The 24,793-nt window shown below is 69.5% G+C and carries 20 protein-coding genes; 15 read left to right on the top strand and 5 right to left on the bottom strand.

Translation table 11 applies throughout. The features are described from left to right. Positions 1–95 precede the first annotated feature (95 nt). Entirely contained in the window at positions 96–686 is a 591-nt protein-coding gene (locus IJ15_RS0111870) for a TetR/AcrR family transcriptional regulator (RefSeq protein ID WP_031938552.1), read from the bottom strand. Between the two features lie 392 nt (positions 687–1,078). Between IJ15_RS0111870 and IJ15_RS0111865 the strand changes: the two genes are divergently transcribed. The 7 genes from IJ15_RS0111865 to IJ15_RS0111835 all read left to right on the top strand — a co-directional run bounded on the left by IJ15_RS0111865 (position 1,079) and on the right by IJ15_RS0111835 (position 9,162). Beyond that, the gene (locus IJ15_RS0111865; protein WP_031938551.1) at positions 1,079–2,302 is read left to right on the top strand and encodes a DegT/DnrJ/EryC1/StrS family aminotransferase; all 1,224 of its coding nucleotides are present in this window, start codon (positions 1,079–1,081) and stop codon (positions 2,300–2,302) included. 193 nt (positions 2,303–2,495) lie between these two features. Then, positions 2,496–3,731: an amidohydrolase family protein gene (locus IJ15_RS0111860; protein ID WP_031938550.1), complete on the top strand. Its 1,236-nt coding sequence runs from the start codon at positions 2,496–2,498 to the stop codon at positions 3,729–3,731. Then, positions 3,728–4,588 carry an SDR family NAD(P)-dependent oxidoreductase gene (locus IJ15_RS0111855; RefSeq protein ID WP_031938549.1) on the top strand — a complete coding sequence of 287 codons (861 nt, stop codon included), beginning with the start codon at positions 3,728–3,730 and terminating at the stop codon, positions 4,586–4,588. Before IJ15_RS0111860 ends, IJ15_RS0111855 begins: the two co-directional genes overlap by 4 nt. Beyond that, on the top strand, positions 4,585–5,448 hold the full coding sequence (locus tag IJ15_RS0111850) for an amidohydrolase family protein (protein WP_031938548.1): 864 nt from the start codon (positions 4,585–4,587) through the stop codon (positions 5,446–5,448). The genes IJ15_RS0111855 and IJ15_RS0111850 overlap by 4 nt, the downstream gene beginning before the upstream one ends. 6 nt (positions 5,449–5,454) lie before the next feature. Further along, positions 5,455–7,656 carry an acyl-CoA dehydrogenase gene (locus IJ15_RS0111845; protein WP_031938547.1) on the top strand — a complete coding sequence of 734 codons (2,202 nt, stop codon included), beginning with the start codon at positions 5,455–5,457 and terminating at the stop codon, positions 7,654–7,656. Further along, positions 7,653–8,525, top strand: a complete 873-nt coding sequence (locus tag IJ15_RS0111840) for an SDR family NAD(P)-dependent oxidoreductase (protein WP_031938546.1) — start codon at positions 7,653–7,655, stop codon at positions 8,523–8,525. The genes IJ15_RS0111845 and IJ15_RS0111840 overlap by 4 nt, the downstream gene beginning before the upstream one ends. Positions 8,526–8,565: 40 nt before the next feature. Then, positions 8,566–9,162, top strand: coding sequence for a TetR family transcriptional regulator (locus IJ15_RS0111835; protein ID WP_031938545.1), 597 nt, complete (start codon positions 8,566–8,568; stop codon positions 9,160–9,162). A gap of 56 nt (positions 9,163–9,218) precedes the next feature. Here IJ15_RS0111835 and IJ15_RS0111830 read toward each other — a convergent pair whose 3' ends face one another. Next, positions 9,219–10,373 (bottom strand): Rieske 2Fe-2S domain-containing protein, encoded by a 1,155-nt coding sequence (locus IJ15_RS0111830; RefSeq protein WP_031938544.1) that lies wholly within the window; start codon positions 10,371–10,373, stop codon positions 9,219–9,221. A 406-nt stretch (positions 10,374–10,779) separates the two neighbouring features. Here IJ15_RS0111830 and IJ15_RS0111825 point away from each other — a divergent pair, with 406 nt between their 5' ends. From IJ15_RS0111825 to IJ15_RS0111815, 3 genes are read left to right on the top strand one after another with little or no spacing between them, the layout of a single operon-like run. Then, positions 10,780–12,435, top strand: a complete 1,656-nt coding sequence (locus IJ15_RS0111825; protein ID WP_031938543.1) for a class I adenylate-forming enzyme family protein — start codon at positions 10,780–10,782, stop codon at positions 12,433–12,435. A gap of 35 nt (positions 12,436–12,470) precedes the next feature. Next, positions 12,471–14,087 (top strand): ABC transporter substrate-binding protein, encoded by a 1,617-nt coding sequence (locus IJ15_RS0111820; protein ID WP_031938542.1) that lies wholly within the window; start codon positions 12,471–12,473, stop codon positions 14,085–14,087. A gap of 6 nt (positions 14,088–14,093) precedes the next feature. Further along, positions 14,094–14,978, top strand: coding sequence for an IclR family transcriptional regulator (locus IJ15_RS0111815; RefSeq protein ID WP_031938541.1), 885 nt, complete (start codon positions 14,094–14,096; stop codon positions 14,976–14,978). A gap of 121 nt (positions 14,979–15,099) precedes the next feature. Here IJ15_RS0111815 and IJ15_RS0111810 read toward each other — a convergent pair whose 3' ends face one another. The 3 genes from IJ15_RS0111810 to IJ15_RS0111800 form a co-directional block, all read right to left on the bottom strand. Beyond that, positions 15,100–15,789 carry an SDR family NAD(P)-dependent oxidoreductase gene (locus IJ15_RS0111810; protein ID WP_031938540.1) on the bottom strand — a complete coding sequence of 230 codons (690 nt, stop codon included), beginning with the start codon at positions 15,787–15,789 and terminating at the stop codon, positions 15,100–15,102. Positions 15,790–15,891: 102 nt separating this feature from the next. After that, the gene (locus IJ15_RS0111805; protein ID WP_031938539.1) at positions 15,892–16,512 is read right to left on the bottom strand and encodes a TetR/AcrR family transcriptional regulator; all 621 of its coding nucleotides are present in this window, start codon (positions 16,510–16,512) and stop codon (positions 15,892–15,894) included. A gap of 123 nt (positions 16,513–16,635) precedes the next feature. Next, positions 16,636–17,703: an enoyl-CoA hydratase/isomerase family protein gene (locus IJ15_RS0111800; protein ID WP_031938538.1), complete on the bottom strand. Its 1,068-nt coding sequence runs from the start codon at positions 17,701–17,703 to the stop codon at positions 16,636–16,638. Between the two features lie 65 nt (positions 17,704–17,768). Between IJ15_RS0111800 and IJ15_RS0111795 the strand changes: the two genes are divergently transcribed. The 5 genes from IJ15_RS0111795 (at position 17,769) to IJ15_RS0111775 (ending at position 24,786) form a co-directional block, all read left to right on the top strand. Continuing rightward, positions 17,769–19,019, top strand: coding sequence for a CoA transferase (locus IJ15_RS0111795; RefSeq protein WP_031938537.1), 1,251 nt, complete (start codon positions 17,769–17,771; stop codon positions 19,017–19,019). Continuing rightward, positions 19,016–20,425, top strand: a complete 1,410-nt coding sequence (locus tag IJ15_RS0111790) for an amidohydrolase family protein (protein ID WP_031938536.1) — start codon at positions 19,016–19,018, stop codon at positions 20,423–20,425. Before IJ15_RS0111795 ends, IJ15_RS0111790 begins: the two co-directional genes overlap by 4 nt. Before the next feature lie 191 nt (positions 20,426–20,616). Then, entirely contained in the window at positions 20,617–20,880 is a 264-nt protein-coding gene (locus tag IJ15_RS0111785) for a hypothetical protein (RefSeq protein WP_231569508.1), read from the top strand. A gap of 7 nt (positions 20,881–20,887) precedes the next feature. Next, positions 20,888–22,384, top strand: a complete 1,497-nt coding sequence (locus IJ15_RS0111780; RefSeq protein ID WP_031938534.1) for a class I adenylate-forming enzyme family protein — start codon at positions 20,888–20,890, stop codon at positions 22,382–22,384. A 26-nt stretch (positions 22,385–22,410) separates the two neighbouring features. Next, the gene (locus tag IJ15_RS0111775) at positions 22,411–24,786 is read left to right on the top strand and encodes a CaiB/BaiF CoA-transferase family protein (RefSeq protein WP_031938533.1); all 2,376 of its coding nucleotides are present in this window, start codon (positions 22,411–22,413) and stop codon (positions 24,784–24,786) included. The last annotated feature ends 7 nt before the right edge of the window (positions 24,787–24,793 follow it).

Genomic DNA, 24,793 nt, shown 5'->3' with positions numbered 1-24,793 from the left:
CGCGTGCAGTGCCGGTAGTGCCGATAGTGGGGGTGGTGTCGGTGTTGCTCACAGCTGATTCTTCCTTCGCTGTCCGGGGTGGTGGGTGCGGAGCGTCAACGGGTCGGGGCGGCCATGCCGTCGAGGAACACCGTGATGCAGTCGTTCGAGAGCTCGTCGATCGTGTAGGGGTCGTCCGGCTTTCGCCAGTAGACGGTGAACCACACCGAGTCCCTCAGGAATCGGTGGAACACCTTGGACGGAACGTCCGTTCGGAGGACGCCGGCTTCCTTGCCCGCCTCGATGGCATCGAGCCAGATGGCCTGGATCTCGTCTGCGATCGTGCGGGCCTCGTCGAAGTCGCGCAGGCCACGCAGGTTGGGGAACTCTGCGTGATAGACCTTCGTCGCGTCGGGACGCGCGGCGCCCGTCGCGAGTGAGACGTCGACGATCGCCTTCAGTCGGGCGCGGGGCTCGAGCTGGTCCAGTCCCATCGTGCGGTAGTTCGCGAGTAGGTCCGAGAGGAACACCGTGACCAGTTCGGTGACGATGGCGCCCTTCGACCGGAAGTAGTGGTACAGCGCCCCGGCGTTCAGGCCGACCTCGTCGCCGATCTCCCGCATCGACGTTCCGGTGATGCCACGCGCTGCGAACAGGGTGGCGGCGGCGTCGAGGATCTCGGACTTGCGGTCCTGGGGTTCCGCCACTTCAGTCCCTTCCGATTTGAACACTCATTCAACGACATTAACCGGGCCGGTTGCGTCGAGTCAAAGCGGCAACGTTTCGCTGCCCGACGTTCCGTCGAACATGGTTGGCGCCGTGCAGATTCGGGCGGACGTGCAGCGTGTGTTCGGTTGCGGGCCCGCCTTGACGGCGTGAATTCTTCGACCTATATTCGCCTTGAATGAACGTTCAATACGCTTTATTCGGGCATGTGGTTGCGTCATCGGACGTGCGGCTCCGCGGTCGCTGTGAAGCGGTGTCGGCGTGGATGTGACGCCCGCCCATGCTCTTTCCGCCCGGCTGGTGGCGCGAGCCCACTGGGTGTCCGTGCGACCTGCCGCCGCGGACACCTACCCGAAATCGACGAGGAGATTCCATGACCAGGGTTGTCTACGCCCGCAGTGTTCACGACGAGCGTGAGATCGAGGCCTGCCTCGAGGTCCTGCGTGGTGGTCCGTTCGCGCTGAAGATCGGCAAGAACGTCGCCGAGATGGAGCGCAAGGTCGCCGACCTCTACGGCAAGAAGCTGGGCCTGATGTGCAACTCGGGCTCGTCGGCGCTGTACCTGGCGCTCGAACTGCTCGATCTGCCCAAGGGCTCCGAGGTCATCACCTCGCCGCTCACGTTCTCGACCGACGTGTCGCCGATCGTCCGCGGCGGCTGGATCCCCGTGTTCGTCGACGTCGAGCCCGACACCTACAACGTCGACGTCAGCAAGATCGAGGAGCTGATCACCGACAAGACCAAGGCGATCCTGGTTCCGAACCTCGCCGGCAACGCCCCCGACTGGGATGCGATCCGCGAGATCGCCGACAAGCACGACCTCAAGGTCATCGAGGATTCGTGCGACTGCATCGGCACCACCCTGCGCGGCACCAAGACTGGCTCGCGCTCCGACATCACTGTCACCAGCTTCGCGATGTCGCACATCATCACGGCCGCCGGCAACGGCGGCATGGTGTGCCTCGACGACGAGAAGCTGCGCGACAAGGGCCTGATGCTGCGCCGCTGGGGCCGCCGCTCCGAGCCGCACCTCTTCGGGTCCGAGCAGGCGAAGACCGGTCGTGTGTTCCGTGAGGATCTCGACGGCGTCGCCTACGACAACGACTTCATCTTCGACGTCCTGCCGTGGAACTTCGAGCCGTCCGAGCTGGGATCGGCCTTCGGTCTGGTCCAGCTGAGCAAGCTCGAGGTCAACTACAAGCGCCGTCACCAGATCTTCGACGCCTTCAGCGCGGCCTTCGGCGCCTACCCGGAACTGTTCCGTCTGCCCAAGCCGCTGGAGGGCTTCTACACCGCGTGGCTGTGCTACCCGGTGACGATCCGTGAGGACGCCGGCTTCGCGCGTGGGGATCTGCAGGAGTCGCTCGAAGGAGCGGGCATCGACACTCGAACTGTGTGGAGTGGCAACGTCACGCGCCACCCGATGATGCGCAACGTCGAGTACCGCATCCCCGAGGGCGGCCTGCCCTTCGCCGACGAGGTCTTCGAGCGTGGCATGTCGCTCGGAATGAGCCACGGTATGAGCGACGAGGAACTCGACCACGTCGTCGCGAGCATCCACGCGTTCGCCTCCAAGTTCGCGACCGCGAAGCAGTAACCTGCCACTTCCTGTAAGAGCCCCCGGCCTTCGGCCGGGGGCTCTTCACGTTCCACGGCCATGCGATCCAATAGGTGGAACCAGGTTCTATGTCGTTTGGTCCGCATGTCTTGACATGCGCGTGATCCGCGCTACTCTCGAAGCATTCGTATAGAACACGGTTTCAATCATGCCGTCGATCAGGAGTGTCACAGTGACGAACGAAACCCCGTACATCCTCATCTCTGCCGACAGTCACGCCGGCGCCGATCACGCCACCTATCGCTCCTACCTCGAATCGAAGTGGCACGAGGAGTTCGACGCGTGGCGCGGGAAGTACAAGAACCCCTACCGCGACCTCGTCGACGACGGCCGAACTCGCAACTGGGACAACGAGCGTCGCCTGCGTGAGACGCAGGGAGACGGCACGGTCGGTGAGGTGCTCTTCCCCAACACGGTGCCTCCGTTCTTCCCGAGTGCAGCCGTCCTGGCGGGTCCGCCGCGGGCCGAGGACTTCGACAAGCGTCTCGCGGGTGTACGGGCGCACAACCGCTGGCTCAAGGATTTCTGCAACGACGCTCCTGCGCAGCGCGCCGGCGTCGCCCAGGTGTTCCTCAACGACGTCGACGAGGCGATCAAGGACGTCGAGTGGGTCAAGGAGAACGGACTGCGCGGCGGCATCCTGCTGCCGAACCTGGCGCCGGACGTCAAGTGGGTCAAGCCGCTGTACGACCCCGAGTACGACCGGCTGTGGAAGGTCTGTGAGGACCTCGGCGTGCCGGTGAACAGCCACGCCGGCACCGGCCTGCCCGACTACGGCCGCTACAAGACGTCGTCGCTGCTCTACATCAACGAGGTCGGCTTCTACTCGATGCGGCCGCTCGTGCAGATGATCCTCTCGGGCGTGTTCGAGCGGTTCCCGAAGCTCAAGTTCGCAGTATCCGAGCAGGGCTGCTCGTGGGCGCCGGACCTGATGCGCCAGCTCGACACGGTCGACCTCCGGGTCAAGCGCACCGGGCGGATCGGCGAGCTGTTCTACAGCGAGGACGAGCAGTTGCCGCTGCGTCCGAGCGAGTACTTCCGCCGCAACGTGTGGGTGGGCGCGACGATGCCGTCGGCGCAGGACATGGCGTCGCGCGACACCCTCGGCGAGGGCAAGTTCATGTGGGGCAGCGACTACCCGCACAACGAGGGCACGTACCCGTTCACCCGTGAGTGCGTCCGTCAGGTCATGCACGACGTGGAGGATGCGGAGCTGCGGAAGCTGTTCGCGGCGAACGCCGCCGAGCTGTACGACTTCGACCTGGACGCGCTGGCACCGCTGGCCGCGAAGTACGGACCCACGCCGTCCGAGGTCGCGCAGCCGCTCACCGAGCTGCCCGACGAGCCGAACGACGTGCTGCTGCGCGAATCCTTCGCCAAGCAGCTCGAGGCGGAGCTGGGCGCGTGACCGGCCGTCTGCGCGGACGGCGTGCGATCGTCACCGGAGCCAGCCGAGGCATCGGCGCCGGCATCGCGCAGCGGCTCGCGGCCGAAGGCGCCGCTGTCGCGATCGTCGCGCGCACGGTCGACGAACCCGGGCGCGGATTCGACGGCACCCTCGCCGCGACCGCCGACCTGATTCGCGCGAGCGGGGGCACCGTGGCGATCGTCCCGGCGGCCCTGGAGGATCCGGAGTCCCGCGGCCGGATCGTGCCGGAGGCCGAAGCGGCACTGGGCGGGCCCGTCGACATCCTCGTCAACAATGCCGCCGCGGCGATGTTCCAGCCGCTGCGGGACTACCCGGCCAAACGCGCGCACCTGACGTTCGAGGTGAATGTGCATGCGCCGCTGGATCTCGCGCAGCGGGTGATCCCCGGGATGCGGGAGCGGGGCGAGGGCTGGATCGTCAACATCACCAGTGGCACCGCCCGGATCCGGCCCGTCGAACCACTGCCCGAGGGAGAGACCGATCTGGACGCCGACATCCACGGCACCGCGCTGTACGGCATGAGCAAGGCGGCGCAGGACCGGATGACGGCGGGGCTGGCCGCTGAACTGAACGGCACCGGGATCCGGGTCAATGCGGTGCGCCCGCGCTCGGCGGTCGCGACCGCCGGTGCGATGTCGGTGGCGTCGAACATGGTCGGCACCCAGTGGTTCGTTCCCGAGTCGCTCGAGGAGATGGTCGAGGCGGTGACGTGGTTGTGCGATGCTGCGCCGCACTACACGGGCAACGTCGAGGCGAGCCTGGACATCCTCGAGCGTGAGAAGGTCACGGTCCAGGGTCTGGACGGCAGGCCGATCGCGAAGGAGCAGAACGCATGACGCCCTACGACGGCATCCCCATCGTCGACACGCACATCGGTTTCCGTGAGGCCGGCTACGACGAGTACGCGTTCATCACGCGGCAGACGAAGGATCGCGAGAGCAACGACGAGTTCAGCATGCCCGCGCAGTACATGTTCAAGGGTGTGCCGGACCTCGCGACCGACGATCCGATCTCGGTGACGCTGCACGAGATGGACAAGCACGGCATCGAGATCGGCATGGTCAGCATGGCCAAGGAGTCCGGACCGCGGGCCGTGAAGATGTTCCCGGACCGGTTCGTCCCGCAGGGCTCGGCAGTGGACCCCAACGACATCATGGGCACGCTGAACCGGATGACCCGGGAGTACGAGGAGTTCGGCATCGTCTCGGTGAGTTCGTTTGCCGCGGGCACGTTCCCGCAGGTAGCACTCAACGCGCCGCAGATGTATCCGATCTACGCCAAGTGCGTCGAGCTCGACATCCCGATCTTCGCGTGCGCCGGCATCGCGGGCCCGCGACTGAAGTCGGCGGTCCAGCACGTCGAACTGATCGACGACGTGATGTTCGATTTCCCGGACCTGGTGTTCGTCACGCGGCACGGCTGCGAACCGTGGGAGGATCTGGCCGTCAAACTGATGATCAAATGGCCGAACCTCTACTACTCGACCTCGGCGTTCGCGCCCAAGCACTACCCGAAGGCGATCGTCGACTACGCGAACACTCGCGGCGCCGACAAGATCATCTATGCGGGCTACTTTCCGGCCGGGCTGACGCTCGACCGCATCTTCGGTGACATGCCGCACGTGCCGTTCAAGGACGAGGTGTGGCCGAAGTTCCTGCACGAGAACGCCCGCAAGGTGCTCAAACTGAAAGGTTGATCGGACATGCCGATCGGTATCGGAGCAGATCACGACGCCCTCGCCGACTCGCTCGCGCGGTTCGCGGCCCGCGAGACTCCCGTGGAGCGGACCCGCGGGCAGTTCGAGGAGTTCGCGCGCGGTGAGCGGCCCGCCTTCTGGGAACAGCTGGTGGGCATGGGGATTCCGTCACTCCACCTCGCCGAGGAGTACGACGGAGCAGGCGCGGGCCTGCTCGAGCTCGCGGTGGCACTGGAGCAGTCCGGGTACGGGTTGATCCCCGGTCCACTGTTGCCGACGGTCACCGCGAGCGCCGTGATCCAGTCCCATGGCACCGATGCGGCGCGCAAGGCGTTGCTTCCGCGCCTGGCCGGCGGTGCCACGGGTGCTGCCGCGCTGGGGACGGGGACCGTCACCCTCGAGGGTGACGGCGACGAGGTGGTGGCCACCGGCGAGACCGCGCCGGTGCTCGGTGCGCCCGGTGCCGAGATCCTGGTCCTGGCAGGCCAGTGCGGCGAGCGACCTGTGTGGTTCGTGGTGTCGGCGGACGACGCCGGCGTCGAGATCGTTGCCGAGGATGGTGTCGACCTCACCCGGGCTATCGGCCGGGTGCGACTGTCCGAGGCGCGGATTCCCGCGGAGCACGTCCTCGGGGCCGCTGCGGACGAGGTCGCGGCGATCGTCGCGGTGCTGCAGTGCGCGGAGGCCGTCGGTGTCGCACGCTGGGCGCAGGAGACCAGCCTCGCGTACGCGAAGATCCGCGAGCAGTTCGGGCGTCCCATCGGTTCTTTCCAGGCGATCAAGCACAAGTGCGCGCAGCTGTTCATCCGGATCGAGGTGATGACCAGCGCCGTGTGGGATGCCGCGCTGGCTTCGGACAGTGGTGACCGGCAGCAGTTTGCCCTCGCGACGGCCCGGGCGGCGACGGCGGTGCGCCGCGAGGCGGTCGACGTGCTGCTCGAGGCGCTGACCCTGCTCGGCGGTATCGGCAACACGTGGGAGCACGACATCCACCTCTACTGGCGGCGGGTGGTGAGCCTGCTCGCCCTCGGCGGTTCGCCGGACGCGTGGGCCCGACGGGCCGGCGAGCTGGCGCTGACCACCGAACGAGAATCGGTGCTGGGCGTGCCGGACCGTCCGGAGTTTCGTGCCGGGGTGGCGGTGACGATCGCCGAGGCCGCGGCGCTCGACGAGGTGGCCGCACGGGTGCTCCTCTCCGATCGCGGCCTGGTCGCGCCGCACTATCCCGAACCGTACGGGCTGGGCGCCGACACCGCCGGACAGCTGATCATCGCCGAGGAGTTCGAGCGCGCCGGAATGACGCAGCCCAGCACGGTCATCGGCGAGTGGGCGCTGCCCTCGATCCTCCAGTACGGCACCGAGGACCAGATGCAGCGTCTCGTCGCACCGACCCTGCGTGGGGAGATCGTCTGGTGCCAGCTGTTCTCCGAGCCCGGCGCCGGCTCCGATCTGGCGTCGCTGACGACGTTCGCCACCAAGGTCGACGGTGGCTGGCGGCTCGACGGCAACAAGGTGTGGAACTCCAAGGCCTATGAGGCGCACTGGGGCATCTGCCTGGCGCGCACCGACCGCGACGTCCCCAAGCATCGCGGGATCAGCTTCTTCCTCGTCGACATGTCGGCGCCGGGAGTGGAGGTTCGCCCGCTGCGGGAGGCCAACGGCGACAGCATGTTCAACGAGGTAGCCCTCGACGGAGTCTTCGTCCCGGACGCCGACCTGGTGGGTGCGCCGGGGGAGGGCTGGAAGGTGGCCCGCACCACGCTCGCCAACGAGCGGGTCGCGATGGGCAACACCCCCGTCGCCGGCGGGTATCGCTTCGACCCGGTGGAGGTGGCGCGGTCCCTGGACCTGGATACCCGGTACGACGCGCTGCCCGCGCTGGGCCGGATCACGTCGACCACCGGCGCCCTCGATGCGCTCGCGCACCGCGGCGTCCTCAAGCGACTCTCCGGCCTGAATCCTGGTGTCGAAGCGAGTGCGCTCAAGGCCGCGTCCGCGCATCACATTACCGATGCCACCGCCCAGGTGCTCGAATGGTTCGGGCCGGAGGCGGCCGTGGGTGGCCTGGGCTCCGACGTCATCGGCGGTGGACGTGCGGCCAAGGCATACCTGGCGACGCCGAAACTGCTGATCGGTGGCGGCACCCTCGAGATCCAACTCAACGTCATCTCCGAGCAGATCCTCGGACTACCGCGGGAACCGCGATGACCGGTCTCCTCGGCGGCCGCACCGCGATCGTCACCGGAGCCAGCGAGGGCCTAGGCCGTGCCGAGGCCCTCGCGCTCGCGGAGGCCGGCGCGAATCTCGTGATCAACGCCCGCAGTGCACGGGCCGACGACGTCGCCGCGGACATCCGGCGGGCCGGCGGGAGCGCCGTCACGTGCATCGGAGACGTCGGCGACCAGGCCACGGCGGATCGGCTCGTCGCGACGGCGATCGCGGAGTTCGGCGGACTCGACATCCTGGTGAACAACGCCGGCATCATCCGGGATCGCATGGTGTTCAACATGTCCGCCGAGGAATGGGATGCGGTTCTCCGGGTCAACCTGCGGGGCACGTTCCTCACGACCCGCGCCGCGACCGACCACTGGCGGCGCCGGGCGAAGCAGACGGGGGAACCGGTGTACGCCCGCATCGTCAACACGTCGTCGGAGGCATACGCGTCCGGTCCGCCCGGCGCCGCCAACTATGCGGCGTCCAAAGCTGGCGTCGTCGCGCTGACGATGTCCACCGCACGCGGATGCGCGTCGTTCGGAGTGCGGGCCAACGCGATCTGTCCCCGCGCGCGAACCGCCATGACCAGCGACGTGTTCGGAGCCGGGCCGGAGGCAGGGGAGGACCCGCTGTCCGTCGAACACGTTGCGCCGCTCGTCGTCTACCTGGCGTCGCCCGCGGCCGATGCCGTCAACGGCAGGGTCTTGGTGGCGTACGGGGACCGGATCGACGTGATGGCGGCGCCCACCGTCGAGGCGAGCCTGCGGTCGGCATCGCGGTGGAGCCAGGACGAACTGCACGACGTCCTGGGCGGATACCTGGTGGCCCCGTCTCCGGAGCCGGAGTCGGCGGTGACAGGTTGACGATTAGGCTGCATTCGTGACCGAATCCGTGGCCGTGCCGATGAGCCCCGACGACATGACCGACGCGCAGCGTGCGCGTCGGCGGCACCTTCTCGACACCGTGATCGAGATGCTCGCCGAGACGAGCCCCGACCGGATACAGATGCGTGAGGTCTCGGAGCGGTCCGGGGTGGCACTCGGGACGCTGTACCGGTACTTCCCCGCGAAGCAGCATCTCCTCGCCGCCGCGATGGTCGCCTGGAACGACATTCTCGCCGAACGCTTGGCCGAGGAACGTGAGTCGGGTCGGCGCCGAAGTGCGCACGGATCCGTCCTGGATCGCGTCGTGGACCTGTACACGCGGCAGATGAAGGCGTTCCAGCGGGGACCCAACTTCGCGCGTCTCGAGGTCGAACTGCAGACCTCGGATGATCCGTACGTGCGAGACACCCTCGACGAACGCTCCGCCGCGAACCGGAAGGCGCTGTTCGAGTTGATGGAAGGCGTGCCCGCCGAGCGGGCGCGACTCGCATCACTGTCGATCGGCAGCACGATGCTCAACTCGCTCGTCCTGTGGACCACCGGAAGGATCGGATTCCCCGAGGCCCTCCGCAACGTCCAGGACGTGTCCCGGCTGGTCCTCGGGGACCAGGGATGAGCGCAGTTTGAAAGAGGGCCGGCCGCGGGGTGTTCCCCACGACCGGCCCTCTTCCGTCAGTTGGAGGCGGCGAGCTCGGTGACCCGGCGCTCCATGTTCTCGGCCACCTCGCGACGCCACGCGGCGACGGGCTTGGTGGTGTCCATCTCGAACTCGAAGCGGGCCACCATGTCCGGGGTGACGTCGGCGACGTCCACGTAGAACTGCTGGTACCAGCGGCGCAGCTGGTAGACCGGGCCGTCCTCCTCGCAGAGCAGCGGATTCTCGATGCGGGTCTTGTTCTTCCAGATCGCGACGTCCTGCTCGAAACCGATCGCGATGAACTTCGCCATGCCCGCCGCGAGGGCCTGCGCCTTCTCGCCGCGGATCGAGTCTGTCTGCTTGACCTTGATGCCGTACATGAGGACGAACTTGTCCGGCGAAACTGGGTAGTGGCAGTTGATCAGGATCGAATCGATGTCGAAATCCGGGTAGTGGTGAGTCAGTTCGTCGATCATGAAGGACGGGCCGTAGTAGGCGGCGACGGAACTGTTACCGGTGGACGCGGCCCGACCCTCCTTGGGAGGGCGTGCCATGTCCTCGCGGCCGACGCCCTCGTGGTACTGGGTGGCGACGTGGCCTTCGAAGATGTTCTTGAACTTGACCGGGAAGCCGTAGTGCACGTAGAAGAAGTGCGCCATGTCGACGACGTTGTCGATGATCTCTCGGCAGTTGGTGTCGATGGTGATCTGCTTCCACACCCAGTCGGTCCACTCCTGGCCGGGAGCGGTCATGTCCGGGATGGTGACCTCCGCCGGCGGCTGGTTGCCCTCCGGATCGTGCCAGACGAACAGCAGCCCATCCTTCTCCAGCGTGGTCCACGCGCGGGTCTTCGCGAGCGGCGGTACGCGGCGGGCGTAGGGGATGGAAGTGCACTTGCCGTTGCCGCCCCAGCGCCAGTCGTGGAACGGGCACGCGACGGAATCGCCCTTGATCCGGCCCTGGCTCAGGTCGCCACCCATGTGGCGGCAGTATGCGTCGAGTACCTGCAGTTTGCCCTGGCTGTCGGCGAAGACCACCAGCTTGGTGCCGAACGCCTCGATCGAGTGCGGCTTACCTTCTCGCAGTTCACGTGTCAGGCCGACACAGTGCCAACCGCGGGCGAATCGCGTCGGGGCCTCACCGGCATCGATCATTCGAATCTCGGCGTTGCCTGTCTCTGATGTCGTCATGTGATTCCCATACATTCAGTGGTGGTTCGGGGAGGGTCTGCGCGGCGTATGCATCTGCGTGCCAGATGCTCTCGGCAATCGGACAACTCCCGTGCCTGGACCTGATCCGGACCAGGTTCCGTTCGACCAGCCGCCCAGGACCGGGTGCAGGCTGCGTCTGTCGCCCACTCTAAAGTAGAACCGCGTTGCAGCATAGATCGGGATGGTTATCTACTGCCCGGTATCCCTTGCAGATAAGCCTTGCTTGGTGTTCCATGGCACAAGAATCAGATTCTTTGGTGCAATGCACGCCACGCAGTCGACCGCTTCGCGCCGTCCTCGTGTGCTGTTCGAGGAGGACTGCAATGGGTAATCCGGTGATCGTGTCTACAGCGAGGATCGCGATGACGACCGGCGCGACCATCTGATGGCGGTGCCACATCGCGCGGAAGCCGTTGCTCGGCTGACCGCGCCCGGTGCGCCGTTCGAGATCGCCCCGGAGTCGGTCCGCGGGGTGGTGATGCCGGTGCTGCGCAATCGGTATCGGTCGCTGCACCAGTTGCTGGTCGAGTCGGCCCGCTACGGCGATGTCGAGTACCTGGTCTGCGGCGATCTTCGTCTGACCTTCACCGAGCATCTCGCGCGGGTCGCGTCGCTCGCGGACGAGCTGCGGTCCCGGCACGGCATCGGGAGGGGCGACCGGGTCGCGATACTGTCCGCGAACAATGCCGAATGGATCATGACGTTCTGGGCAGCGAATGCGCTCGGTGCCGTCATTGTCGGCATGAACTCGCTGTGGTCGGCGCGGGAGATCGCTTACGGTGTCGAGTTGTCGGCGCCGAAGGTGATCGTCGCCGACGCCGCCCGGCGGGACCTGCTCGGATCGGTCGACGTGCCGGTGCTGTCTGTCGAACGCGACATCCCGGCGCTGTCGTCCTCCCGGCCGGACGCGCAGTTGCCGGATCCTGGGGTTGCGGAGGACGATCCGGCGGTCATCCTGTTCACCAGCGGTACGACCGGCCGGCCCAAGGGGGCGACGCACTCGCAGCGGAACCTGGTGGCGGCGGTCGACTTCCATCGGTTCAACGATGCCCTCGCGGCAGAGTTCGGCCGGGCTCCGAGCGGGCGGCGGTTCCTGCTCGCGACGCCGTTGTTCCACATCGCGGCACTGCACAACCTGGCCGTTCCGCGGTTGGCGTTCGGTGACACCGCGGTGATCGCCACCGGCCGGTTCGACATCGACCGGGTGCTGCGGCTGATCGAGCGTGAGCGTCTCACCAACTGGGGCGCGGTCCCGACGATGATCAGCAGGCTTGTCGAGCATGGTGATCTCTCCCGCTACGATCTCTCGTCCCTGCAGACGATCTCGGTGAGTTCCGCTCCGTCGTCGGCCGAATTGAAAGCGAGACTCCGGCACATACTTCCAGCTGCGGAGCGCTCACTCGGGACGAGCTACGGTCTGACCGAGTCGTCGTCGGCGGCGACGGTGGCCACGGCGGCGGATCTGGCCGAGCGTCCGGACACCGTCGGCACCGCCGTGCTCACGATGCGGGTCGAGGTGCGCGACGATCGCGGCCGACCGGTTCCGGACGGGGTCGAGGGTGAGATCTGCGTGCACGGTCCGCTCGTGATGCTCGGGTACTGGAACAACCCGGAGGCGACCGAGGCGGCGATCGACGGCGAGGGCTGGATGCGGACCGGCGACCTGGGCACGCTGAAAGACGGATACCTCCGGATCGCCAGTCGCCGCAGCGATCTCATCCTCCGCGGTGGTGAGAACGTCTACCCGGCCGAGGTCGAGGACGTCCTCGCCGAGCATCCCGCGGTACGTGAGTGCATCGTCATCGGGACCGAGCATCACGACTACGGCGAGGAGGTCTGCGCCGTGGTCGTCACGCCTCCGGATGTCGAGGTGACCGAGGACGAACTGCGCCGGTACATGACCGAGCGGATCGCCCGGTACAAGGTGCCGACCCGGTGGATCTTCCGGACCGACGATCTGCCGCGCAACGCGACCGGCAAGGTCAAGCGGGTCGACGTCCGGGCGTCGGTACCGGTGACGGGGGCGTCTGCAGCCCGATGAATGTCAAGAACCCAGCACTTTCGAGAGGGGCGTATATGAGGAATCGACTATGGCGCGGTGGCCGTTCGGCGGCGGTCGTGGCCATCGGCGCGTTGGTACTGACAGCCTGCGCGTCCGCCGATGGACAGGATGCCGGCGGCACATCCGACGGCGGCAGCGGGTACTCGATCGGCTACGTCGGGGACCGAGACAGCGGCGGCAGCGCCGTGGACGGTGGCGTCGTGACCTACGGGTCGTATGGCTTCCCGGCGACGCTCGACCCGACCAAGACCCTGATGGCCGGTTCGACCGGTGGCTCCGAGCTGGCCGCCATCTACGACACGCTGGTGCGCTACGACTTCGAGAAGTCGGAGTACGTCCCGCAGTTGGCGAAGGAGCTGGAGTCCTCCGACGACGGGCAGACGTGGACGATCACGCTGCGCGACGGAGCCACCTTCAGCGACGGGACGCCGGTCGACTCGGCGGCGGTGAAGTGGAGCCTCGACCGCTACGTCGCCGCCAGGCGCGACGCCGCCCAGATGTGGACGAACACGGTCGCCGGCGTCGAGACACCCGACGCGAAGACCGTTGTCATCGAGCTCCAGCGCCCGTGGGTCGATTTTCCGGTCATGCTCTCGTCGGGACCCGGTGTGATCGTCGCGCCGAGCTCGGAGGCGAACGGCGGGTTCACGCCGATCGGTGCGGGCCCGTTCACGGTCACCCGCTTCGCTCCGAACGAGGTGCTCGAGCTGGCGCCGCGGGCCGACTACGCGGGCGGCAAGCCGCGCCTCGCGGGGCTGCGTTTCGTTCCCACGCCGAACACTCAGGGCATGTTCGAGTCGATGCAGAGCGGCCAGCTCAACGCCGGCTACCTCTACCGTGACACCGAGGTGATCGACCGCGCGATCGACGCCGGCTACGAGGGCTACCTGGACATCCAGGGTCTCGGGGGGATCGGGATCATCAACCAGCGCGAGGGACGCCCCGGGGCGGATGTCCGGGTGCGCCAGGCGATCTCGCTCGGTGTGGATCCCGACGCGATCAACCAGCGGGTCAATTCCGGCAACGGTCCGGCGGGTTCGTCGATGTTCCCTGAGGGCTCGAAGTGGCACAACGGCGACGTGACGGGCGTCGTCTACGATCCCGACAAGTCGCGGGAACTGCTGAACCAGGCGAAGGCCGACGGCTACGACGGCAAGCTCACGTACGTGGCCGTCAACGAGGAGGGTGCACGTCAGGGCGCGCTGGCGGTCCAGGCCGCACTCAACTCGATCGGATTCGACGTGGAGATCGCGTACGCCAACAGCGTGACCGATCTGACCCGCCGGGTCTACGTGGACCGCGACTTCGATCTGGCCCGTAGCGGCGCGTCGCTCATCGACGCCGCACCACTGCTGCGTCTGTATGCCTCGCTCGGGAGTTCCTCGGCCAACAACGCCGCAGGGTACAACAGCCCCGAGATGGACGCGCTGCTGACGAGGCTGCAGACCGCCGGCAGCGACGACGAGAAGCAGACGATCGTCGACGAGATCCAGACCCTGGCGAACGAGACCGTGCCGTACGCGGTGTGGTCACCGTCGGTCGTGTTCCCGTCGTGGACCCCGAAGCTGCACGGCGCCACTGTCAGCATCGACAACGTCGTCCTGTTCGGCGACGCCTGGATGGAGAAGTAGGCCTCGATGGCATCTGTCGATCCTGCTGGATCAGCCGATGAGGCGGGATCGCGCAGCGGTCTGCCCCCATCCATGATCGAGCGAATGACGTTGATACTCGATGTGTTCGAGGATCGGTCGACCCGGCTGACCCTCGAGGAGGTGGGACTCCGGACCGGGCTTCCCCGTTCGACGGCGCATCGCATCCTCGACCAGCTGATCCGTCTCGACTGGGTCGAGTACGCCTCGTTCGGCTACTGCCTCGGGCGTCGAGCTTCCATGTTCGGCGGCGGCGACGGTGAGGTCCGTGCCGCGGCGGCGCCGCTGCTGCACGAGCTGCACATGCAGACCGGGATGGTCGTGCACCTCGCGGTTCTCGACGGGAGCGAGAGTGTCTACCTCGACAAGGTCGGCGGGCGCTTCGCGGCGTCGCTGCCGTCGCGGGTCGGCGGGCGCGGACCGGCGTACTCCACGGCCGGTGGCAAGTCGATGCTGGCGTGGCTCGACCCCGAACGCGTCGAGAGCCTGTACGAGGAGCGGCTGAGCCGCTGCACCGACCGCACGATCACCGACATCCCGACGCTGCACCAGGAACTCAACCGCATCCGGCAGCGCCGTGGCCTGGCCTTCGAGCACGGCGAGTCGGTGCGCGGCGTCGCGTGTGTCGGGGTCGCGATCCGCGGCCACGACGGTCCGGTCGCCGGCATCTCGCTGTGCGGTGACGCCCGCACCGCGCAGCTCGAGCGCGTCGCCCCGCTGGTGGTGGACGCGGCCCGCGAGGTCTCGCGGACGCTGTATCCCGAACTCGGTGCGCCGCGCCGGGGTCGGCGTGCCGCGGCCGTGCCCGTCGAGACGTGGTCCGCGGACGCGATGGATCGACTGCTGTCCATCCAGAGCGGGCAGTGGATCTAGGCGGATCCGGGTACGAACGACGCCGAACGGGAACCGGCGGCACGCTCCGATCACAGATGCGTGCCGCCGGTTCCCGTTGGTGGCCAGGTCTGCTCGACAGCTCCCAGCCGATCGGTGATCGTCAGAGTCCCAACGGGATCGCGGCCCCCGAGATCGGGGCGGAGTCGTCGGACAGCAGGAACGCGATCACCTTCGCGATCGCGGCGGGGGCGACCCAGTTGGCGCGATCGGAGTTCGGCATCGCGGCGCGGTTCGCGGGCGTGTCGATGACGCCGGGCAGCAGCGCATTCGACCGGATCCCGTCCGCCTTGTACTCGACGGCGATCGACTCGGCCAGCGCCAGCACCGCGGCCTTGGACGTGCTGTAGGCGGTGCCGCCGGGGAACGGCTTGAGCGCGGCCCCGGACGACATCGACACCACCGACCCGCCGCCGTTCGCGATCAGATGTGGCAGCCCGGTGCGCAGCACCGCGTACGTGGTGCGCACGTTGAGATCCAGCTGGCGGTCGATGGCCGCGGCGTCGGCCTCGTGCGTGCGCGGGCCCGACTCGAAGCCGCCGACGAGATTGACCAGCGCGGTCAGCGGGGCGTTCGGGGCGGCGGCCGCGAGGGCGACGGCCTCGGCCAGTTCGGCGGGCTCGGCGACATTGCAGCGGATCTTCTCGAGCCGATCGTGGTCGGCGAGGCGAGCGGCCTCCTCCGCCGCGATGAACGGCACGACGACCCGCCAGCCGATCGACAGCAGGTGCTCGGTGACGGCGACGCCGAGGGCGCCGGTCCCTCCGGTGACGAATGCGGTTCCGGTCAACATCGAAGTCCCTCACAGGGTCCGGGCGTCAGGCCGGGCCGAATCGGCCCACACCCGCCGCGAGTGTTCGTGGCAGCGGGCGGCTGCCCGTTGCCGGTGGCCGGGTCAGCGGACCCAGCCGTTGAAGAGGAAGTCGACGAACTCGTCGGCCAGCTTGACGCCGTCGATGTCGGGATCTCCCTCGCACGTGTAGTTGGCGTTGAGGACCGACCGGAACGCGACCGCGGCGAGCGCCACGTCCAGTTCGCGGAACGTGCCCTCGTCGACGCCGGCCTGGATGATCCGCTCCACGCCGTCGGCCCACTGCTGCCGCTTGTGGCGGACCTCGTCGAGCTGGGCGCCGTTGAGCCGCATCCACTCCCGCTCGAACACCTTCGCGGCGTCGGGATTGGCCATGGACCAGCGCAGGTGGATGCGGGCGAGCATGCGGAGCTTGTCGATGGCGCCGACGTCGGCGTCCTCGACCTTCTGCAGGGCGGCCTCGCCGTTCTCGACGATCTCGCCCACGATCTGGTAGAGCAGGTCTTCCTTGCTCTTGATGTGGACGTACAGGCTGCCGGCATGGACGCCGACGAGCGAACCGATGTCGCGCATGGACGTGCCGTTGTAGCCGCTCTCGGCGAACTGTCGCAGCGCCGCCTCGCGAATCCTCGTCAGGAAGACCGCCTTGGCGTCGCCGACGGGGCGTTCGCTCGGTGACGACTTCCGGTCGAGTTTCGACGGCATGCGTTCGGCCCTTCTTACGATGCGCGCGCGGCAGCGCCCGCTGGTTCCCAAGCTCGGTTCATCATGGCAGGAGAACCCGGGCACTGCAACAAGCGTTTGCTGAACGGGTCGGGGCGTTCCGGGTCAGCAGAGCGCGTCCAGCAGCCCCCATTCCAGCGCGGTTCGCGCGTCGAGTCGCGCCCCGGTGACGAACAGGTGCACCGCGCGCCAGGTGCCGATGCGCCGGGGAATGCTCGCGGTGCCGCCGGCGCCCGGGATCAGGCCCATCTCGACCTCCGGCAGCCGGAACCACGCGTCCGCGGTCGCGACGACCCGACCCGCGAAGGCCGGGATCTCGATGCCGCCGCCGACGCATGCGCCGTGGACCCGGACCTCGATGCGGTCGGCCAGATCGTGGACGAGCAGGCCGGCGCCGCCGCGGGTGCGGACCAGGTGCGCGAGCGTGGGGTCGGGGGTGGTCCCGAACTCGTCGAGGTCGCCACCGGCGCAGAAGGCCGGGCCCGCGCCGTCGAGCACCACCCGCGCCACCGACGCGTCGGTGACCGGGATGCCCAGCGCTGCCGTGAGGGCGTCGCGCAACCGCGCGCCGTACGCGTTGCGGCGCTCGGGCCGGTTCAACGTGACGTGGAGTTCGTCGCCGGTGCGCGCCACCAGGACCGGATCCGCGGTCGGCGGCGGCGGGAGGGGGCGGGCGCCCCGCCCGGCGAGCCACCGGGCGAACTCCGGCCCGCCCAGCAGCGTCGAGTAGGCGAGTGACTCGACATCGACCGCGGCCCGGACGTCGAGGTCACGCCCGGCGCGAAGGACCTGCCGCAGCACCGTCGAGGCCTGCGGGTTCGCGGCGACCCGGGCCACGAAGTCCCGCACCGCCCGCTCGGCGTCGGGAACCGGGACGAGCGCCCGCTCGGTGACGTCGGGGGCGTCGGTGTAGGTGACGTCCAGTGCCCGGATCAGGGTGAGCCGGGGGTCCGACGCGGCGATCGGGCCGCGGCGGACTCCGATCAGATAGCGGTCGGCGGCACGGGCCCGCTCGGCCGCGGCTGCCAGCACGCCCGGATCGCCGTGACCGTCGAGATCGAGGTCGACGACGAGGACCGGCATGTCGATCGCGGCCCGGTCGTCGAGCAGCGGCCGGTCGGCGGCGCCGTCGGCGAGCCGGCGCGCGGAGATGCGGGGTGCGGGAAAGTCCATCCGGTCCTCGTCGATCGAGCTGTCTGTGCGAATGTGAGTGGGTGGAGTCTAGAACACGGTTCTCGATGGAGGCGTCCGGTGCTGCGCGGGAACGCATCCGGGACTGGGCCGAGAGCGGAGTGGTGGTGTTGACGGGTCGGCCCGACGGCCCACCGGTCGTGCCGCCGGGCCGGGCCGCGTCCTACGCGCGGGAGCTGTCCGGCTGGATCGCCGCGGCGACCGCCGACACCGCGCATCCCGTCCGGGTGGACGGCGCCCGGGTGCTCGCCGAACGCGCCGCCTACACGGGAGGCGTTCGGGGAGGCGACATGTCGGTCGGGCGGCACTGCCGGCTGCTGCCCACCGCGGACGGCTGGGCGGCGATCTCGTGCGCCCGACCGGACGACCCCGCGCTGCTCGGGGCGATGGTCGGCCGCGACGTCGGCGACGATCCGTGGCCCGCGGTCGCGGCGTGGTTGCGAGAGCGCACCGGGGCGGACCTGGGGGAACGCGCGGAACTGCTGGGCATCGCGGCCGCCCCGATCCGGCCGCCGGCGAGCGTCGCCGCGGATCCGACCTCTGCTCGGCCCCGGAACGTGCAGGGACTGCTGGTCGTCGACTTCAGCGCGTTGTGGGCCGGTCCGCTGTGCGCGCAACTGCTCGGCGCGGCGGGCGCCCGGGTGATCAAGGTCGAGACACCGAATCGCCTGGACGGAGCCAGGTTCGGGGATCGGGGGTTCTACGACCTGCTGCATGCCGGCCACGAGTCGGTGGTGCTCGATCCCGGTACCGGTGCGGGGCGCGAGGCGATGGCGCGGCTCGTCGACGCTGCCGACGTCGTCATCGAGGCCTCGCGCCCGCGGGCCCTCGAGCGGTTCGGGCTCGACGCGCACGCGGCGGTGGACGAGGGCACCACCTGGATCTCGATCACCGCCCGCGGGCGCGATTCGGGGGCTGTCGGATTCGGGGACGATGTCGCGGCGTCGAGCGGGCTCGTCGCCCTCGACGGGGCCGGGGCGCCGATGTTCGCCGGTGACGCGATCGCCGACCCGCTCACCGGGCTCACCGCAGCCGTCCGGGCCATGAGTGTGCCGCCGGGCGGCGGTGCCGGGCACCTGTGGGAGGTCGCGATGGCCGATGTCGTCGCCGCGACGCTTGCCGGGGACGATGCGGCCCCGCCGTCGGTGTACCGGCGCGACGGCCGCTGGCTGCTGGACACCGAGGCGGGGGCGATCGAGATCGCGTCGCCGTCCCGCCGTCCGGGGGCGTCCGGGCACGCGCCGGGGCCCGGCCGGGACACCGCGCGGGTGCTGCGTGAACTGGGACTGTCGGCGTGAGAGCCGAACTCGTCATCCGCAACGCCGAGGTGGCGGGGCGGCCGGGGCTGGACGTGCGGATCGTCGCGGGCCGGATCGCCCAGGTCGGGCCGGGCCTGACCACGGGCCGCGGCGAGACGCTCGACGCGCGCGGCGGCGCGGTCCTGCCCGGGCTGGTCGACCACCACCTGCACCTGCACGCGATGGCGGCGGCGCGCGCGTCGGTCCGGTGCGGCCCGCCCGCGGTGCGCGACCCTGCGGACCTGGCCCGCGCGCTGACCGGCGCCGACGCGGGCGACGGGGGATGGGTGCGCGGCGTCGGCTACGTCGAAACGGTCGCGGGCCTGCTTGACGCCTCGGCACTGGACGCGCTGCACGCGCCGCGCCCGGTCCGGATCCAGCACCGCAGCGGCGCGCTGTGGATGCTCAACACGGCCGCCGTCGAGGCCGCCGGCCTGGCCACCGTCCGCCATCCCGGTATCGAACGGGACGCGGCGGACCGCCCCACCGGCCGGGTGTGGCGCGCCGACGACGTCCTTCGCGACCGTTTGCCGCCCGGACGGCCGCCCGGGCTGGGTGACGTCGGCCGCGACCTCGCGCGGCTGGGCATCACCGCGGTCACCGACGCGACACCCGACCTGAGCCCCGAGTCCCTAGCGGCCCTCGTCGACGCGGTCCGCGGCGGCGACCTCCCGCAACGCCTGCACCTGCTGGGGGTTGCCCCCGGATCCGCGCCGGTCCCGGCGTGCGACGGCCGGGTGACGGTGGGGCCGTACAAGATCGTGCTCGCGGACTCCGATCCGCCCGACCTCGATCGCCTGGCCGACACCATCCGCCGGGCGCGGGCGCACGGGCGCGCCGTCGCGGTGCACAGTGTCACGCGCGAGTCCCTGCTGGTGCTGCTCGCTGTCCTCGACCAGGTCGGATGCCGGCCGGGCGACCGGATCGAGCACGCGTCGATCGTGCCGGCCGAGGCGATCGACGCGGTCCGCGGGCACGGGCTGACCGTCGTCACCCAACCGGGATTCATCGCCGATCGCGGTGACGACTACCGGGCCCGGGTCGACGAGCGTGACCACGGCGACCTGTACCGGTGCCGGAGCCTGCTCGATGCCGGCGTGCCCGTCGCGCTGTCGAGCGACGCCCCGTACGGGCCGCTCGACCCGTGGGCGGTGATCGCGGCCGCGGCCGGCCGGCGGACCGAATCCGGTGTCGTGCTCGGGGCATCCGAGCGGCTCGACGCTGCCCGGGCGCTCCGGGGCTATCTGGCACCCGCGGACCGCCCGGGGGCCACGGTCCGCCGCGTGCGTCCGGGGGTGCCCGCGGACCTCGTCGTACTCGACGTGCCGCTGCTCGAGATGTTGGCTTCGCCCGACTCTTCCGCTGTGGGAACGGTTCTCGTGGACGGTCGTGTTATCGACGGTTGACGGGGGTGCGGTTGACGGGGGTCACACCCGGCTGCAATAGTGCTTGCAACAAACGTTTGCTCGGATTTCTGAAACCGGGCTGGAGTCGGCCCGGGGCCGGCGTCGTTCCCGCGTGCCCGAGCGTTGTCGGGCCGCGCATGATCTCGAGGAGTTTTCCCATGCAATTGCGTGTAGGAGCCAGATTGCGGAGCGTGACCTCCGCGGCCGAACTGATCGTCATCCGGATCCCGGCGCAGGACGTGGACCTCCGCTGCGACGGCGTCGCCATGGTCACGCCGGAGGCGGCGGGCGCTCCCGAGGGCGTCACCAGTGGTGAGATCCAACTCGGCAAGCGCTACTGCACCGAGGACGGCACCGTCGAACTGCTGTGCACCAAGCCCGGATCGGGCACCCTCACCGTCGGGGACCAGCCGCTGGGCGTCAAGGCGCCCAAGGCGATGCCCGCGTCCGACTGAGGCCCCGATGAACATTCTGACTCTTCTCGAGATCGCGGCGGGCGCGGACGGCGACCGAATCGCCCTCGGTGACAAGCACGACGGCCTCAGCTACGCGCGACTGCTCGAGTTGGCCGGCGCCTTCGCCGCCGGTCGAGCGGGCCGGCCAGAGCAGACCGTGCTCTACGGGTCGACGGCGTCGCCCTCCTTCCCGATCGCGCTGTTCGGTTCGGCGTGGAGCGGACTTCCGTTCGCCCCGATCAGCTACCGCCTGGCCGACGAGCCGATGCGCCGCCTGATCGAGGGGCGCGCGCCGGCACTGCTCGTCGCGGACGGGGCCGTCGCGCGGGTCGCCGCGGACGTCCCGGGCGTCGCGACCGTCACGCCCGAGGCGCTGGTCGCGAGCCTGTCCGCGGGCGCCGACATCGCACCGGCCGAACAGGATCCGGAGGCGCCCGCCGTCCTGCTGCACACCAGCGGAACGACCGGCACCCCGAAGGTCGCGATCCTGCGGCACCGGCACCTGGTCTCGTACGTCCTCGGTGGCACCGAACTGTTCAGCGCCGGTCCGGACGAGGCCGCACTGGTGAGCGTGCCGCCGTACCACATCGCGGGCGTGGCGGGCCTGCTCACCGGCCTGTACAGCGGCCGCCGCATCGTCCAGATGCCCAACTTCGACGAACGCGAGTGGGTCCGGCTCGTGCGTGAGCAGGACATCACCCACGCCATGGTGGTGCCGACGATGCTCGCACGCATCGTCGACGTCCTCGCCGAGGACGGACAGGGGCTGCCGTCGCTGCGGCACCTGTCCTACGGCGGTGGCCGGATGCCGCTGCCCGTCGTCGAACGGGCGCTCGAACTGCTGCCGGGCGTCGACTTCGTCAACGGCTACGGCCTCACCGAAACATCCTCGTCGATCGCGGTTCTCGGGCCGCGGGACCACCGCGCGGCACTGGTGTCGACCGATCCCGCGGTCAAGCGCCGGTTGGGGTCCGTAGGACTACCCGTTCCCGACGTCGAGATCGTGGTCCGGGACGAGGACGGGCGCGGCGTTCCGGCCGGTGAACGCGGCGAACTGTGGGTGCGCGGCGCCCAGGTGTCGGGGGAGTACTCCGGCGCTTCGCTGCTCGACGACGACGGCTGGTTCCGGACCCGGGACGGCGGATGGATCGACGACGACGGCTACGTCTACGTCGAGGGCCGCCTCGACGATGTGATCGTCCGCGGCGGGGAGAACCTGTCCCCGGGCGAGATCGAGGACGCCATCGGCGACCACCCGCACGTCGACGACGTCGTGGTCTACGGCGTTCCCGACGACCAGTGGGGCGAGGTCGTGGTCGCGGCGGTCGTGCCATGCGCGGACGGCGCCGTCACCGACGCCGACATCCAGGACTGGGTCGGTGCCCGACTGCGCTCGTCCCGGGTGCCCGCCTTCGTCGAGTTTCGTGCCGACCTGCCCCGCAACGACATGGGCAAGGTGCTGCGACGCGTGCTGCGCGAGCAGTTCGCTGCGGCCACCGCCTGACCGTGCGACGAGCGAAAGGAACCACTGTGCAACAGCCACATTCGCTGCTCCAGGATTTTCGCGTGGTCGACTTCTCCACGGGAGTCGCCGGCGGGTACTGCACCAAGATGCTGGTGGATGCGGGCGCCGACGTCGTCAAGGTCGAGTCCGGCCCGGACGGCGATCCGCTCCGGCGGTGGCGTCTGGGCGGGGACGCCGGTCCGGGCGGCGGGGCGCTGTTCCAGTACCTCGCGGCCGGCAAGCGGTCGATCCGGGGGCTGCCGGCCGACGCTCGCGTCCTTGACTTCGTCGCCGGTGCGGACCTGGTGGTCGAGTCCGGTGAACTGTCGACGGCGGAGATCGAGTCGATCCGGTCGCGACACCCCGGACTCGACATCCTGTCGATCACGCCGTTCGGCCGGAGCGGTCCGTGGGCCGATCGGCCGGCCACCGAGTTCACGCTGCAGGCCCTCGCCGGCTCGCTGGCGATCCGCGGTCCCGAGGGCCGCGAGCCGTTGCAGGCCGGTGGCCGCCTCGGCGAGTGGATCGCGGGATCCTTCGCTGCCGCGACGGCCCTCGGCCTGCGTCTCGGTGCGGTCTCGCGGGGACGCGGTGGTGAGTGGGCGGACCTGTCGATGCTCGAATCCATGGGCGTCGCAATGGCTCTGCACCACCCGGTGACCGCCGTCCTGGCGGGTGCGCCCGGCCGCCGCACGCCCCGCACGGTCGAGATTCCGTCGATCGAGCGGTGCCTCGACGGCTACGTCGGCTTCTGCACGATCACCGCGCAGATGTTCCAGGACTTCCTGATCATGATCGATCGCGCCGAACTGCTGGCCGACGACTCGATCGTCGACGTGCGCCGCCGGCAGGAGCGCTACGCCGAGTTCCAGTCGCTGATCGAGTCGTGGACCATGACGATGCCGGTGGAGGCGATCGACGAGATCGCCGGCGCGATGCGGATCCCGGTGTCACCCCTCGGGACGCCCGAGACGGTCACGCAGAACGCGCATTTCGTCGAGCGCGGCGTGTTCGTCGACAACCCGGCCGGTTTCGTCCAGCCGCGACGGCCGTACCTCGTCGAGGGTGCACTGCCCGACGCGATCCGTCCCGCCCCGGCGCTCGGTGCGCACGACGACACCCGGCCGTGGGAACCCCGCGTCCAGCCGGCGCGTCCGCTCGACGGGACGGACGCCGCCCCGCTGGCCGGCGTGCGGGTCCTCGACCTCACCGCGTTCTGGGCGGGACCCGCGGCCACGCAACTGCTCGCGGGGCTCGGCGCCGAGGTGATCAAGGTCGAGTCCGTGCAGCGTCCCGACGGCATGCGGTTCACGTCCACCCGTACCCCCGCCGAGCCCTCCTGGTGGGAGGCCGGCGGCGTTTACCAGGGCGCGAACGCCGGGAAACTCGGTGTGACCCTGGACCTGAGCCGACCCGACGGCGTCGACGTCCTGCTCGAGCTGGTCCGGCAGGCCGACGTCGTCATCGAGAACTTCTCGCCGCGTGTCCTCGACAACTTCGGCCTCACGTGGGAGCGCATCCACGAGGTGAACCCCGCGGCCGTGTTCGTCCGGATGCCCGCGTTCGGGCTGTCCGGCCCGTGGCGGGACCGCACCGGATTCGCGCAGACGATGGAACAGGCCACCGGCCTGTCGTGGATGACGGGCTACCGCGACGGCAGCCCGATGGTGCTCAAGGGTCCGTGCGACCCGGTCGCCGGACTGCACGCCGTGGTCGCGACGTTGTCGGCGCTCGAGTTCGCGCGGGCCCGCGGACGCGGCTGCTTCGTCGAGGTGCCGATGGTCGAGAGCGCGCTCAACGTGGCCGCCGAGATGGTCATCGAGTACAGCGCCTACGGCACCGCACCGACCCGGGACGGCAATCGCGGCCCGGTCGCCGCCCCGCAGGGCGTCTATCGCTGTGCGGGCGACGAGAACTGGCTGGCCATCGCCGTCACCGACGACGACCAGTGGCAGTCGGTCGCCGCGATCCTGGAGCTGCCGGACACCGCGCGGGGCGCGGCCTTCGCGACCGTGAGCGGTCGTCGCGACCAGCACGATCGGCTCGACGAGTTGCTCACCGAGTTCTGCGCGGTCCGGGCGCTCGACGACCTCGAGTCCGCCCTCCTCGCCCACGGCGTCCCGGCCGCCCGCGTCGTCGATCCGAGCCGGATCTTCGACAATCCGCAGGCGCACGCCCGCGGATTCGCCGAGAAGCTCGACCACCCGGTGCTCGGGACGTTCGAGATCCCGGGCCTGCCCACGGTGTTCGCCTCGGACGCCGGTCCGGCGTTCACGACGCCGGCGCCGACACTCGGTCAGCACAACACCGAGGTGCTCACCCGGCTCGCCGGGGTGTCGCCGGAGCGTCTGGCGCAGCTGACCGCGGACGACGTGATCGGCGAACGCCCCCTTCATCTTTGATCCAGAC

This window comes from Prescottella defluvii (assembly GCF_000738775.1).
Lineage (GTDB): Bacteria > Actinomycetota > Actinomycetes > Mycobacteriales > Mycobacteriaceae > Prescottella > Prescottella defluvii.
This window is presented reverse-complemented; position numbering and strand designations above follow the sequence as displayed.

Excerpts from the sequence above, each read along its gene's own strand:
- IJ15_RS0111845 (WP_031938547.1), top strand. The coding sequence starts at position 5,455 with ATGCCGATCGGTATCGGAGCAGATCACGACGCCCTCGCCGACTCGCTC.
- IJ15_RS0111840 (WP_031938546.1), top strand. The coding sequence starts at position 7,653 with ATGACCGGTCTCCTCGGCGGCCGCACCGCGATCGTCACCGGAGCCAGC.
- IJ15_RS0111865 (WP_031938551.1), top strand. The coding sequence starts at position 1,079 with ATGACCAGGGTTGTCTACGCCCGCAGTGTTCACGACGAGCGTGAGATC.
- IJ15_RS0111835 (WP_031938545.1), top strand. The coding sequence starts at position 8,566 with ATGAGCCCCGACGACATGACCGACGCGCAGCGTGCGCGTCGGCGGCAC.
- IJ15_RS0111820 (WP_031938542.1), top strand. The coding sequence starts at position 12,471 with ATGAGGAATCGACTATGGCGCGGTGGCCGTTCGGCGGCGGTCGTGGCC.
- IJ15_RS0111810 (WP_031938540.1), bottom strand. The coding sequence starts at position 15,789 with ATGTTGACCGGAACCGCATTCGTCACCGGAGGGACCGGCGCCCTCGGC.
- IJ15_RS0111795 (WP_031938537.1), top strand. The coding sequence starts at position 17,769 with ATGGAGGCGTCCGGTGCTGCGCGGGAACGCATCCGGGACTGGGCCGAG.
- IJ15_RS0111850 (WP_031938548.1), top strand. The coding sequence starts at position 4,585 with ATGACGCCCTACGACGGCATCCCCATCGTCGACACGCACATCGGTTTC.
- IJ15_RS0111805 (WP_031938539.1), bottom strand. The coding sequence starts at position 16,512 with ATGCCGTCGAAACTCGACCGGAAGTCGTCACCGAGCGAACGCCCCGTC.
- IJ15_RS0111825 (WP_031938543.1), top strand. The coding sequence starts at position 10,780 with ATGGCGGTGCCACATCGCGCGGAAGCCGTTGCTCGGCTGACCGCGCCC.
- IJ15_RS0111815 (WP_031938541.1), top strand. The coding sequence starts at position 14,094 with ATGGCATCTGTCGATCCTGCTGGATCAGCCGATGAGGCGGGATCGCGC.
- IJ15_RS0111780 (WP_031938534.1), top strand. The coding sequence starts at position 20,888 with ATGAACATTCTGACTCTTCTCGAGATCGCGGCGGGCGCGGACGGCGAC.
- IJ15_RS0111800 (WP_031938538.1), bottom strand. The coding sequence starts at position 17,703 with ATGGACTTTCCCGCACCCCGCATCTCCGCGCGCCGGCTCGCCGACGGC.
- IJ15_RS0111830 (WP_031938544.1), bottom strand. The coding sequence starts at position 10,373 with ATGACGACATCAGAGACAGGCAACGCCGAGATTCGAATGATCGATGCC.